This window comes from Kitasatospora sp. NPDC088742 (assembly GCF_055584905.1).
Genome location: NZ_JBVJLD010000004.1, coordinates 104,393 through 116,709 on the forward strand (window position 1 = coordinate 104,393; position 12,317 = coordinate 116,709).

The 12,317-nt window shown below is 71.3% G+C and carries 12 protein-coding genes; 7 read left to right on the forward strand and 5 right to left on the reverse strand.

Annotated elements, in window-relative coordinates; genetic code table 11:
* Window positions 1-24 precede the first annotated feature (24 nt).
* On the forward strand, window positions 25-1,002 hold the full coding sequence (locus ACZ6ZR_RS06075; protein ID WP_465639810.1) for a COX15/CtaA family protein: 978 nt from the start codon (window positions 25-27) through the stop codon (window positions 1,000-1,002).
* A 59-nt stretch (window positions 1,003-1,061) separates the two neighbouring features.
* On the opposite strand, the gene ACZ6ZR_RS06080 is transcribed toward ACZ6ZR_RS06075, so the two are convergent.
* Entirely contained in the window at window positions 1,062-1,412 is a 351-nt protein-coding gene (locus ACZ6ZR_RS06080) for a hypothetical protein (protein ID WP_465639812.1), read from the reverse strand.
* A gap of 75 nt (window positions 1,413-1,487) precedes the next feature.
* Here ACZ6ZR_RS06080 and ACZ6ZR_RS06085 point away from each other — a divergent pair, with 75 nt between their 5' ends.
* Window positions 1,488-2,132 (forward strand): DUF2461 domain-containing protein, encoded by a 645-nt coding sequence (locus ACZ6ZR_RS06085; protein WP_465639813.1) that lies wholly within the window; start codon window positions 1,488-1,490, stop codon window positions 2,130-2,132.
* A 142-nt stretch (window positions 2,133-2,274) separates the two neighbouring features.
* On the opposite strand, the gene ACZ6ZR_RS06090 is transcribed toward ACZ6ZR_RS06085, so the two are convergent.
* Window positions 2,275-3,216: a heme o synthase gene (locus tag ACZ6ZR_RS06090; protein WP_465639815.1), complete on the reverse strand. Its 942-nt coding sequence runs from the start codon at window positions 3,214-3,216 to the stop codon at window positions 2,275-2,277.
* A gap of 445 nt (window positions 3,217-3,661) precedes the next feature.
* Here ACZ6ZR_RS06090 and tkt point away from each other — a divergent pair, with 445 nt between their 5' ends.
* The 5 genes from tkt (at window position 3,662) to pgl (ending at window position 10,559) form a co-directional block, all read left to right on the forward strand.
* Window positions 3,662-5,758: a transketolase gene (tkt, locus tag ACZ6ZR_RS06095; RefSeq protein WP_465639817.1), complete on the forward strand. Its 2,097-nt coding sequence runs from the start codon at window positions 3,662-3,664 to the stop codon at window positions 5,756-5,758.
* 81 nt (window positions 5,759-5,839) lie between these two features.
* A complete protein-coding gene (tal, locus tag ACZ6ZR_RS06100) occupies window positions 5,840-6,970 on the forward strand; it encodes a transaldolase (RefSeq protein ID WP_465639819.1) in 1,131 nt (376 codons plus the stop codon).
* Window positions 6,971-7,036: 66 nt separating this feature from the next.
* Window positions 7,037-8,596 carry a glucose-6-phosphate dehydrogenase gene (gene zwf / locus ACZ6ZR_RS06105; RefSeq protein WP_465640067.1) on the forward strand — a complete coding sequence of 520 codons (1,560 nt, stop codon included), beginning with the start codon at window positions 7,037-7,039 and terminating at the stop codon, window positions 8,594-8,596.
* Window positions 8,593-9,780, forward strand: a complete 1,188-nt coding sequence (gene opcA / locus ACZ6ZR_RS06110) for a glucose-6-phosphate dehydrogenase assembly protein OpcA (protein WP_465639821.1) — start codon at window positions 8,593-8,595, stop codon at window positions 9,778-9,780. Before zwf ends, opcA begins: the two co-directional genes overlap by 4 nt.
* A gap of 47 nt (window positions 9,781-9,827) precedes the next feature.
* A complete protein-coding gene (gene pgl, locus ACZ6ZR_RS06115) occupies window positions 9,828-10,559 on the forward strand; it encodes a 6-phosphogluconolactonase (protein WP_465640069.1) in 732 nt (243 codons plus the stop codon).
* Between the two features lie 90 nt (window positions 10,560-10,649).
* On the opposite strand, the gene ACZ6ZR_RS06120 is transcribed toward pgl, so the two are convergent.
* The 3 genes from ACZ6ZR_RS06120 to tpiA form a co-directional block, all read right to left on the reverse strand.
* On the reverse strand, window positions 10,650-10,985 hold the full coding sequence (locus ACZ6ZR_RS06120; RefSeq protein ID WP_082598926.1) for an RNA polymerase-binding protein RbpA: 336 nt from the start codon (window positions 10,983-10,985) through the stop codon (window positions 10,650-10,652).
* Between the two features lie 221 nt (window positions 10,986-11,206).
* Entirely contained in the window at window positions 11,207-11,443 is a 237-nt protein-coding gene (gene secG, locus ACZ6ZR_RS06125) for a preprotein translocase subunit SecG (protein ID WP_402300681.1), read from the reverse strand.
* 87 nt (window positions 11,444-11,530) lie between these two features.
* Window positions 11,531-12,316, reverse strand: a complete 786-nt coding sequence (tpiA, locus tag ACZ6ZR_RS06130; RefSeq protein WP_465639823.1) for a triose-phosphate isomerase — start codon at window positions 12,314-12,316, stop codon at window positions 11,531-11,533.
* Between the last annotated feature and the right edge of the window lies 1 nt (window position 12,317).

The following is a 12,317-nucleotide window of genomic DNA, read 5'->3' on the forward strand; positions in this document are numbered from 1 at the left end:
TGATCACCTATAAGGCGAATTACAGTGTCTGGCGTGCTTACTCCCTCCGCCCTGCTCGCCGATCGCTGGCACCCGACCGCCGAGACCGTCCGCCGGGCCGCGCTGGCCGCACTGGTGATGAGCGTGGTCATCGTGGTGACCGGCGGCGCCGTCCGGCTGACCGCCTCGGGGCTCGGCTGCTCGACCTGGCCGCGCTGCACCTCCGAGAGCCTGACCCCCACCGCCGAGATGGGCGTGCACGGGGTCATCGAGTTCACCAACCGGATGCTCACCTACGTGCTCTGCGCGGCGGTCGCCTGGGTCACCCTGGCCGGGCGCTGCACCCAGCCGTGGCGACGGAGCGTCAGCCGGCTGGGCTGGGCCCAGTTCTGGCTGGTGATGAGCAACGCGGTGCTCGGCGGCGTCACCGTGCTGACCGGCCTCAACCCCTACATCGTCGGCGCGCACCTGATCGCCGCGATGGGCCTGGTCTGGGTCGCGGTGCTGACCTGGGAGCGGGCCAAGGAGGGCGACGGGGAGCCGGAGCCGCTGGTGCCCCGCCCGGTCCGGCGGCTGGCCGACGTGCTGGTGGTGGCGATGGGCCTGCTCGTGGTGGCCGGCACCCTGGTCACCGGCGCGGGCCACCACCCCGGTGCCTCCAGCAAGGACGGCAAGCCGGTCGCCCGGATCCCGCTGGACTACGACCGGCTCGCCCAGCTGCACACCGACTTCGTCTTCCTGGCGCTCGGCCTGACCGTCGCGGTGATCTTCACGCTGGCCGCGGTCAAGGCCCCGAAGGCCGCCCGCCGCCGGGCCGTGGAGCTGCTGGTGGTGCTGCTCGCCCAGGGCCTGATCGGCTTCGTCCAGTACTTCACCGACGCCCCGGAGATCCTGGTCGGCCTGCACATGTTCGGCGCGGCGCTGGTCTGGATCGCCGCCCTGCGGGTGCCGCTCTCGCTGCGCCGCCGCCCGGTGCTGGCCGTCCCGGCCCAGGCCGCCGCGAAGGCGCTGCAGGACGCCTGACGATGCGTCGGAGGCCCGGACCCCCTCCGTGGGGGTCCGGGCCTCCGGCGTACGGTCCGTCAGCCGCCCAGCTGGACGCCCGCCATGCGCTTCCACTCGTAGGCGCTGGTGCGCACCTTGAGGGCCAGCTCGCCCTCGAAGTCCTCGTGCAGCTTCACCCCGGCCAGCTCGGCGGCGCGCAGGCCGACGGCCCGGCTGGGCGCGACCTGGTCGCCCCAGGAGCCGTCCGCGCCGACCAGCACGATCCGGGTGGCGATGCCGCTGACGTTCTCGACCACGCCCTCGACGGAGCCGCCGTGCTGCTTGGCGAAGCTCTGGATGTTCTTGGCGATGCGCTGGGCACGGCGCTGGGCACGGCGCTCGGCGCGGGCGTCCGGCGCGGCGGTGGTGGCGGTCTCTGCGCTGCTCATGGACCGCATGCTACCGACGGGTAGTCAGTCTGGCGACGGCAGCGGCGTGTGCGGCCGGACACATAGGCTGGCCGGGTGACCTTCCAAGGGTGGCCCGCCGAGGCCTTCGAGTTCTACGAACAGCTGGAGACCGACAACTCCAAGCCGTTCTGGCAGGCCCACAAGGCCCGCTACGAGCAGGACGTCCGCGCCCCGATGCTCGCGCTGCTGGACGCGCTGGAGCCCGAGTTCGGGGCCGGCAAGGTGTTCCGGCCGTTCCGGGACGTCCGGTTCAGCAAGGACAAGACCCCGTACAAGACCCACATCGGCGGCTGGCTGGACAGCGGGGGCTACATCCAACTCTCCGCCGACCACCTGGCCTGCGGCAACGGCATGTACCGGCTCGCCACCGACCAACTCGCCCGCTACCGGGCGGCGGTGGCCGAGGACGTCACCGGCGCCGAGCTGGAGCGGGTGATCGCGGCCGTCGAGGCCGAGCCGGGCATCGGGGTGCACGGGCAGGAGCCGCTGAAGAGCACTCCGCGCGGCTTCACCAAGGACCATCCGAGGATCGGGCTGCTGCGCAACAAGGGCCTGGTCGCCTGGCGCGAGTGGGAGCCCGCCGCCTGGATGGGCACCCCGGAGGCCGCGGAACGGATCGCCGAGTTCATCCGCGCGACCCAGCCGCTGATGGCCTGGCTCGACGACCACGTCGGCCCCAGCGAACTCCCCGGCCGCTGAGACACGAAGGGCCCCCGCCTCGGCGGGGGCCCTTCTGACGTCGTGACGTCGTGTCAGCCGATGAACGGGTCCACCGCGATGACCACGACGCCCCCGAAAACGCCGAAAGCCCCCCGCAGGGGGCCTCCGTCGTGACGTCGTGTCAGCCGATGAACGGGTCCACCGCGATGACCACGAACAGCAGGGTCAGGTAGGTGATCGACCAGTGGAACAGCCGCATCTCCTTCAGCTTCGCCCCGACCACCCCGGCCTTGGCCCGGGAGTGCAGCCCGTGCGCCTCCTTCAGCCAGAAGGCGCCGAGCACCACCGCCGAGACGGGGTACAGCCAGCTGGTGTGCGCCAGCGGCCAGAGCAGCAGCGACACCCCGACCATCACCCAGGAGTAGGCGACGATCTGACGGGCCACCGCGAGGTTGCCCTTGAGCACCGGCAGCATCGGCACGCCCGCCTTGACGTAGTCCTCCCGGACCTTCATCGACAGCGGCCAGTAGTGCGGCGGCGTCCAGAAGAAGATGACCAGGAAGAGCACGAGCGCCGACCAGGACAGCGAGTTGGTCACCGCCGCCCAGCCGACGAAGACCGGCATGCAGCCGGCGATGCCGCCCCAGACGATGTTCTGCGCGGTGCGCCGCTTCAGGCCCAGCGTGTAGACGAACACGTAGAAGAGGAGCGCGGCCAGCGCCAGCCCGGAGGCCAGCGGGTTGACCAGCAGCCAGAGCCAGGCCGTGGAGAGCACGGCCAGCGAGATGCCGAAGACCAGCGCCTCGCGCGGCGAGACCATGCCGGTCACCAGCGGGCGGCGCTCGGTCCGCGACATCACGGCGTCGATGTCCCGGTCGATGTACATGTTGAGGGCGTTGGCGCCGCCGGCCGAGAGGTACCCACCGACCACCACCCAGACGACCAGCAGCGGATCGGGCACGCCACGCTGCGCCAGGAACATCACCGGGACGGTGGTGATCAGCAGCAGTTCGATGATCCGGGGCTTCGTCAGCGCGACGAACGCCCCGACGCGGGCCCCGAACGGCCTGCGGGCAGGGGAAGTCCCCAGCACCCCGGCAGGACGGGATTCAACGGCGGTCACGGACACCCCAACTCACGGTGAATCTTCACAGGCGTCCCCGGAACCAGAACGTGCCGAATCCGTCCGCACTGCGCGTACCACGCCACCTTAGACGCTCCATATACCGGGACCGGCGCCGGGGTCCTCCGGCGAGGCGGAACCGCACACCGCCGGGTGAATCGTGGCAAAGCGGCCCCGTCCCCCGTCCTGCCCTCCTGACGGGCCGTCGGACGGGTTCCGGGTGAGGGTGGACGGTGAGCAGGTGACACGGTCCACCGGAATCCCGGGAGGTACGTCCGGGATGTCCTGCCACGCAGGGTGAAGGCCCGCCCGGGCGGTAGGCTCGCACAGAGAAGCGGGATCAACCCTCCGTGACCGGAACCAACGAGACGTCAGGTCCACAGCGCCGTGGCCGGCCCGGTCCATCACGGGGTCACTCTTCACATGGAAGGAGCCCTGAGAAAGGGTGAGCACCACGCCGAACGCATTCGAGTGGACCGAGCTGGACCAGCGGACCGTCGACACCGCCCGTGTCCTGGCCATGGACGCAGTCCAGAAGGTCGGCAACGGGCACCCGGGGACGGCCATGTCGCTGGCCCCCGCCGCGTACGTCATCTTCCAGCGCTTCCTGCGCCACGACCCGACCGACCCCGCGTGGGCCGGCCGTGACCGCTTCGTCCTCTCCCCCGGTCACACCTCCCTGACGCTCTACACCCAGCTCTACCTGTCCGGTTACGGGCTGTCGCTGGACGACCTGAAGGCCTTCCGGGTCGCGGGCAGCCGCACCCCGGGCCACCCGGAGCACGGTCACACCGCCGGGGTCGAGACCACCACCGGCCCGCTGGGCCAGGGCATCGGCAACGCGGTGGGCATGGCGATGGCCGCCCGCTACGAGCGCGGCCTGTTCGACCCCGAGGCCCCCGCGGGCACCTCCCCGTTCGACCACACCGTCTGGGCCATCGTCAGCGACGGCGACCTGGAGGAGGGCATCTCGGCCGAGGCCTCCTCGCTGGCCGGCCACCAGAAGCTGGGCAACCTGGTCGCGCTCTACGACGACAACCACATCTCGATCGAGGGCGACACCGAGACCGCCTTCTCCGAGGACGTGCTCGCGCGCTACGAGGCGTACGGCTGGCACGTGCAGCGGATCACCCAGAAGGCCGACGGCGACGTGGACGTCCACGCGCTGGCCGCCGCGCTGGACGCCGCCAAGGCCGAGACCGGGCGCCCGTCGATCATCGCGATGCGCACCATCATCGCCTGGCCGGCCCCGGACGCCCAGAACACCGCCAAGGCGCACGGCTCCGCGCTCGGCGACGCCGAGATCGCCGCCACCAAGAAGGTGCTGGGCTTCGACCCGACCAAGACCTTCGAGGTCTCGGACGCGGTCATCGACCACGCCCGCGAGGTCGTCCAGCGCGGCAAGGCCGGCCGGGCCGCGTGGGAGAAGGGTTTCCACGCCTGGCGCGAGGCCAACCCGGAGCGGGCCGCCGAGTTCGACCGGATCTCCATCGGCGAGCTGCCGGACGGCTGGGAGAAGGCCGTCCCGGTCTTCCCGGCCGGCAAGGAGGTCGCCACCCGCAAGGCCTCCGGCGACACCCTCAAGGCGCTCGGCGCGGTCATCCCCGAGCTCTGGGGCGGTTCGGCCGACCTGGCCGAGTCCAACCTGACCACGATCGACGAGGACAGCTCCTTCCTGCCGGAGGGGAACCCGCTCAAGTCGGCCTCCCCGTACGGCCGGACGATCCACTTCGGGATCCGCGAGCACGCCATGGGCTCGACCATGAACGGCATCGCGCTGCACGGGAAGACCCGCGTCTTCGGCGGCACCTTCCTGGTCTTCGCCGACTACATGCGCCCGGCGGTCCGGCTGGCCGCGCTGATGAAGCTGCCGGTCACCTACGTCTGGACGCACGACTCGATCGGCCTCGGCGAGGACGGCCCGACCCACCAGCCGGTGGAGCACCTGGCCTCGCTGCGCGCCATCCCGGGCCTGGCCATGGTCCGCCCGGCCGACGCCAACGAGACCGCCGTCGCCTGGCGCACCGTGCTGGAGCGTCAGACCAGCCACCCCGGCCCGGTCGGCCTGGCGCTGACCCGCCAGGGCGTCCCGACCTGGGACCGCGAGGTCTTCGGCTCCGCCGAGGGCACCGCCAAGGGCGGCTACGTGCTGGCCGAGGCCTCCGACGCGGCGCCCAAGGTGATCCTGATCGGCACCGGCTCCGAGGTGCAGCTGGCCGTCCAGGCCCGCGAGGAGCTGGAGGCCGACGGCATCCCCACCCGGGTCGTCTCGATGCCCTCGATCGAGTGGTTCAACGAGCAGGACCAGGCGTACCGGGACAGCGTGCTGCCGCCGAACGTCAAGGCCCGGGTCTCGGTCGAGGCGGGCATCGCCCAGGGCTGGCGCGAGCTGGTCGGCGACGCCGGCCGGATCATCAGCCTGGAGCACTTCGGCGCCTCGGCCGACTACAAGGTCCTCTTCCGCGAGTTCGGCCTGACCGCCGACGCCGTGGCCAACGCCGCCCGCGCCTCGCTGCGCACCGTCGAGGCCATCTCGCGCTAGTCACCACCGGGGGTGAGGGGTCCGTCCGGACCTCTCACCCCTTCCTGACTTCCCATCAGATCAGAAGAGGAATTGAGCACCATGACTGACGCACTGAAGCGCCTCAGCGACGAGGGCGTGGCGATCTGGCTGGACGACCTGAGCCGTGACCGGCTGAACTCCGGGAACCTGGCCGAGCTGGTGCAGAGCAAGCACGTGGTCGGCGTCACCACCAACCCGACCATCTTCCAGAAGGCCATCGGCGGCGGCAGCGAGGCCTACGCCGGCCAGCTGCGCGACCTGGCGGTCCGCAAGGTCACCACCGACGAGGCGATCCGCATGATCACCACCTCGGACGTGCGCGACGCGGCCGACGTGCTGCGCCCGGTCTACGACGCGAGCAACGGCCGCGACGGCCGGGTCTCCATCGAGGTCGACCCGCGGCTGGCCCACGAGACCGCCGCGACGGTGGCCGAGGCCAAGCAGCTGTGGTGGCTGGTGGACCGCCCCAACGTGCTGATCAAGATCCCCGCCACCAAGGCCGGCCTGCCCGCCATCGCCGAGGTGCTCGGCAAGGGCATCAGCGTCAACGTCACGCTGATCTTCTCCCTCGAGCGCTACCGCGCGGTGATGGACGCCTACCTGACGGGCCTGGAGACGGCCAAGGCCGCCGGCCTGGACCTGTCCCAGATCGAGTCGGTCGCCTCCTTCTTCGTGTCCCGCGTGGACACCGAGATCGACAAGCGCCTCGACAAGATCGGTGGCGACGCCAAGGAGCTGCGCTCCAAGGCCGCGCTGGCCAACGCCCGCCTCGCCTACCAGGCGTACGAGGAGGTCTTCGGCGGCGAGCGCTGGAAGGCGCTGGAGGCCACGGGTGCCAAGCCGCAGCGTCCGCTCTGGGCCTCCACCGGTGTCAAGGACCCGAACCTCCCGGACACCCTGTACGTGACCGAGCTGGTCGCCCCGGGCACCGTCAACACCATGCCCGAGGGCACCCTGGACGCCACCGGCGACCACGGCGTGGTCACCGGTGACACCATCACCCCCAACTACGCCGACGCCCAGGGCGTGATGGACGCCATCGCCGCCGCCGGCGTGGATTACGACGACGTGGTCCAGGTGTTGGAGGACGAGGGAGTCCAGAAGTTCGAGCAGTCCTGGAACGAGCTGCTGGACACCGTCACCGCCTCGCTGGCCGCGCTTTCGAACAAGCACGGCGCCGACGAGAACTGACACCCGCTCACACCGACGTTCACGAAGCGGAGTTCACCACCAGTGAGCACTGAAACCTTCCCCGACCTGTCCGGGGCCGAGGGCGAGCAGGGCGAACCCCCGCTCGCGCCCTCGAATCCGCTGCGTGACCCCGCAGACCGACGGCTCCCGCGCATCGCGGGGCCGTCGGGCCTGGTCATCTTCGGGGTCACCGGCGACCTGTCGCGCAAGAAGCTGATGCCGGCCATCTACGACCTGGCCAACCGCGGCCTGCTGCCGCCGGGCTTCTCGCTCGTCGGCTTCGCCCGCCGCGAGTGGGAGGACGAGGACTTCGCCAAGGAGGTCCACGACGCGGTCAAGCAGCACGCCCGCACCCCCTTCCGCGAGGAGGTCTGGCAGCAGCTCGCCAAGGGCATGCGCTTCGTGCAGGGCACCTTCGACGACGACGAGGCGTTCGAGCACCTGCGCAAGACCATCACCGAGCTGGACGAGGCGCAGGGTACCGGGGGCAACTTCGCCTTCTACCTGTCCGTCCCGCCCAGCGCCTTCCCGATCGTGGTGAAGCAGCTCAAGAAGCACGGGCTGGCCGACCCGCCGGCCGGCTCCTGGCGCCGCGCGGTGATCGAGAAGCCGTTCGGCCACGACCTGGCCAGCGCCCAGGAGTTGAACCGGATCGTCCACGAGGTCTTCCCCCGTGACGAGGTCTTCCGGATCGACCACTACCTCGGCAAGGAGACCGTCCAGAACATCCTGGCGCTCCGTTTCGCCAACTCGATGTTCGAGCCGATCTGGAACCGGTCCTACGTGGACCACGTGCAGATCACCATGGCCGAGGACATCGGCATCGGCGGCCGGGCCGGGTACTACGACGGCATCGGCTCCGCCCGTGACGTCATCCAGAACCACCTGCTCCAGCTGATGGCGCTCACCGCCATCGAGGAGCCGGCCTCCTTCCACCCCAAGGCGCTGGTGGCCGAGAAGCTCAAGGTGCTCAGCGCCGTCCGGCTCCCGGCCGAGCTGGGCGAGCACACCGTGCGCGGCCAGTACGCGGCCGGCTGGCAGGGCGGCGAGGAGGTGGTCGGCTACCTGGACGAGGACGGCATCAACCCCGAGTCCAAGACCGACACCTACGCCGCCATCAAGCTGGAGATCAACAACCGCCGCTGGGCCGGGGTGCCGTTCTACCTGCGCACCGGCAAGCGGCTGGGCCGCCGGGTCACCGAGATCGCGGTGGTCTTCCAGCGCGCCCCGTACCTGCCGTTCGACTCCTACGCGACCGAGGAGCTGGGGCAGAACGCCCTGGTCATCCGGGTCCAGCCGGACGAGGGCGTCACCGTGCGGTTCGGCTCCAAGGTGCCGGGCACCTCCTTCGAGGTCCGCGACGTCACGATGGACTTCGCCTACGGCGAGTCCTTCACCGAGTCCAGCCCGGAGGCGTACGAGCGGCTCATCCTGGACGTGCTGCTCGGTGACGCCAACCTGTTCCCGCGCCACCAGGAGGTCGAGCTCTCCTGGCAGATCCTCGACCCGATCGAGCAGTACTGGGACACCCACGGCAAGCCCGCCCAGTACCCCTCCGGCACCTGGGGCCCCGCTGAGGCGGACGAGATGCTCGCACGAGACGGCAGGAGCTGGCGCCGGCCATGAAGACCGACCTCACCAACACCACCTCCAGCAAGATCAACGCGGCCCTGATGGACGCCCGCCGGGAGAGCGGCTCCACCGCGGCCGGCATGGTCCTCACCCTGGTGATCGTGACCGACGAGGGCAGCGCGTACGACGCCCTCAAGGCCGCCAACGACGCCTCCCGCGAGCACCCCTCGCGCATCCTGGCCGTCATCAAGCGGGCCGGCCGCTCGCCGCGGGCCCGGGCCGAGACCAGGCTCGACGCGGAGATCCTGGTCGGCACCGACGCCGGCTCGGGCGAGACCGTCATCCTCCGGATGCACGGCGAACTCGCCTCGCACGCCCAGTCGGTGGTCCTCCCGCTGCTGCTGCCGGACGCCCCCGTGGTGCTCTGGTGGCCGGAGAACGCCCCGCTGCACCCCGCCCAGGACCCGCTCGGCGCGCTGGCCCAGCGTCGGATCACCGACGCCGTCACCGCCGAGTCCCCGGTCGGGCAGCTGGCCCAGCGGGCCGCCAGCTACACCCCCGGCGACACCGACCTGGCCTGGACCAGGATCACCGGCTGGCGCTCCATGCTGGCCGCCGCGCTGGACCAGCGGGTGGTCACCATCACCTCCGCCGTGGTCGAGGGCGAGTCGTACAACCCGAGCGTCGAGCTGCTCGGCCTCTGGCTGACGAACCGTCTGCGGGTGCCGGTGGAGCGGGTGGTGACGGCCGGTCCGGGCATCACCTCGGTGACCCTGCGGACCGAGGACGGCGACATCGTCCTGGACCGCCCGGACGGCCTGATGGGCACCCTGTCGATGCCCGGTGCGCCGGACCGTCAGGTCGCCCTCAAGCGGCGGGAGACGGCCGAGCTGATCGCCGAGGAGCTGCGCCGGCTCGACCCGGACGACATCTACGCGGCCGCCGTGAAGACGCCGATCGAGCGTCTGAAGGAGCCCAGGTCGGAGCAGGTGACGGCTGCTCCGGTCGTCGAGGCCGCCGTCGCCGCCCCGGCCCGGGTCACCGCCCGGGTCGAGGAGACGGCCGCGGCCCCGGAGGTCACTGCGGCCCCGGAGGTCTCGGAGGCGCCGAAGGCCCCGGCCCGCAAGGCCCCGGCCAAGAAGGCGGCCACCACCGCCAAGGCCCCGGCCAAGAAGGCCACCCCGGCCAAGGCCCCGGCCGCCAAGAAGGCCACCACCCGGAAGAAGGCCGGCTCGTGAGCACGGCCTCCACTCCCCAACTGGTGGTCCACGGCGACAAGGAGCTGATGGCCCAGGCCGCCGCGGCCCGGCTGATCACCCGGATCGTGGACGCCCAGGCCGCCCGCGGCACCGCCTCGGTGGTGCTCACCGGCGGCCGCAACGGCAACGCGCTGCTGGCCGCCATCGCCGCCTCCCCGGCCCGGGACGCGGTGGACTGGGCCCGGCTGGACATCTGGTGGGGCGACGAGCGCTACCTCCCCGCCGGTGACCCGGAGCGCAACGCCACCCAGGCCCGGGCCGAGCTGCTGGACTCCCTGCCGCTCGACCCGGCCCGGGTGCACGAGATGCCCGCCTCGGACGGCCCGGACGGTTCGGACGTCGAGTCCGCCGCCGAGCGGTACGCCGAGGAGCTGGCGAAGGCCGCCGGGCGCGGCCCGGTGCCGGAGTTCGACGTGCTGCTGCTCGGCGTCGGCCCGGACACCCACGTCGCCTCGCTGTTCCCCGAGCACCCCGGTGTGCGGGAGACCGAGCTGACCGTGGTCGGGGTCCGGGGCGCGCCCAAGCCCCCGCCCACCCGGGTCTCGCTGACCCTGCCCGCCATCCGCTCGGCCCGCGAGGTCTGGCTGCTGGCGGCCGGCGAGGACAAGGCCGGGGCCGTCGCCCTGGCCCTCTCCGGCCCGGGCGAGCTGCTGGCCCCGGCCTCGGCCGCCCAGGGCACCGTCCGCACCCTCTGGCTGCTGGACCGGGCGGCGGCGGCGAAGATCCCGCCGCAGCTGTACCCCCCGGCCTCGGCCTGATCCTGAGTACGCGTCAGGGCCCGGCTTCCGAAGGGAAGCCGGGCCCTGACGCGTACGCGCTGTGGTTGACGCCCGGTCAGACCGGGGGGATCAGATCTCGCCTCGGAGCTTGGCCAGCGCCTCGGCCAGGATGGCCTCGCCGTCGGCGTCGGTGCGACGCTCCCGGACGTAGGCGAGGTGGGTCTTGTAGGGCTCGTTCCGCGAGGGCGCGGGCGGGTTGTGCTCGTCCTGACCCGCCGGGAAGCCGCACCGCGGGCAGTCCCAGGTGTCCGGGATGACCGCCTCGGCGGCGAAGCTCGGCTTGGTCTCGTGCTTGTTCGCGCACCAGAAGGAGATCCGGTTGCGGGGGGCGGACTCGCCGCGCTCCGCCTCGCCCATCGGGCCGGCGCCGACTCTGCTACCACGAATGGCGTTGCCACTTGCCACGGTCTGACTCCCTGCGAAGGCTTACTGGTGCGTTGCGATCTAGGCCGCTGCCCGGGATAAGGAGCTGGAACGCCCACGCCCGGTGGCGAAGTCGTCCTAGTGTAAGCAGCGGTTAAGGATCTGTCCGCACCGCTCCCGGCTCTTCACCGCTTTCGAGCATAAGCCGCGATCCGACGCCACGTCAGGAGTCCGGCAGTACCCGCAGGACCCGAAGTACGGTGTCAGCTCTTGTACTTGAGCACCAGGCCGAGCACCACGATGCTGGCGAACCAGCCGAGGCCGACGATGATGGTGATCCGGTCGAGGTTGCGCTCGGCCACCGCGGAGCCGCCGCCGGTGGACATCGCGCCGCCACCGAACATGTCGGAGAGACCGCCGCCCTTCCCCTTGTGCAGCAGCACCAGGAGGATCATCAGCAGGCTGAAGACGATCAGGCTAATCGTGAACCCGAGAACCACAGCGGGACCAATCTCTCGTATCTTCGGCGAAGGGGCCGGGCCGCCCGAAGCGGTCCCGGCCCCAAAGCCTACGTTGCCGGTGGGGCGTTAGCCTACTGCCTGGTCACGGTAGCGCACGATCTTGACGAACTCGTCGGCGTCCAGCGAGGCACCGCCGATCAGCGCACCGTCCACGTCGGGCTTGGCCATCAGGCCGGCCGCGCTGGACGACTTCACCGAACCGCCGTACAGCACACGGACCTTGCCGGCCAGCTCGGCCGAGTACAGCTCGCCCATGCGGACCCGGATCGCCGCGCAGACCTCCTGCGCGTCCTCCGGGGTGGCCACCTCGCCGGTGCCGATCGCCCAGACCGGCTCGTACGCGACCACGACGGACTCGGCGTCAGAGGCCGGGACGCCGTCCAGCGCACCGTCCAGCTGGGCCAGGGTGTACTCGACGTGGGTGCCGGCCTTGCGGATGTCCAGTGGCTCGCCGACGCACAGGATCGGGGTGATCCCGTTCCGGTAGGCGGCCTTGACCTTGGCGTTGACGATCTCCTCGTTCTCGCCGTGGTACTGGCGGCGCTCCGAGTGGCCGATGGCCACGTAGGCGCACTTGAGCTTGGAGAGCATCGGGCCGGAGACCTCGCCGGTGTACGCACCGGAGTCGTGCGCCGAGAGGTCCTGGGCGCCGTACTTGAGCTTCAGCTTGTCGCCGTCCACCAGGGTCTGCACGGAGCGCAGGTCGGTGAAGGGCACCAGGACGGCGACCTCGACGGCCTCGTAGTCCTTGTCGGCCAGCGAGAACGCCAGCGCCTGGGTGTGGCGGATGGCCTCGAAGTGGTCGAGGTTCATCTTCCAGTTGCCCGCCATCAGCGGGAGACGGTCCGTCATG

Coding starts and splice junctions, on each gene's coding strand:
- tpiA (WP_465639823.1), bottom strand. CDS start 12,316: ATGACGGACCGTCTCCCGCTGATGGCGGGCAACTGGAAGATGAACCTC.
- ACZ6ZR_RS06080 (WP_465639812.1), bottom strand. CDS start 1,412: ATGAGCAGCGCAGAGACCGCCACCACCGCCGCGCCGGACGCCCGCGCC.
- opcA (WP_465639821.1), top strand. CDS start 8,593: ATGAAGACCGACCTCACCAACACCACCTCCAGCAAGATCAACGCGGCC.
- tal (WP_465639819.1), top strand. CDS start 5,840: ATGACTGACGCACTGAAGCGCCTCAGCGACGAGGGCGTGGCGATCTGG.
- pgl (WP_465640069.1), top strand. CDS start 9,828: ATGGCCCAGGCCGCCGCGGCCCGGCTGATCACCCGGATCGTGGACGCC.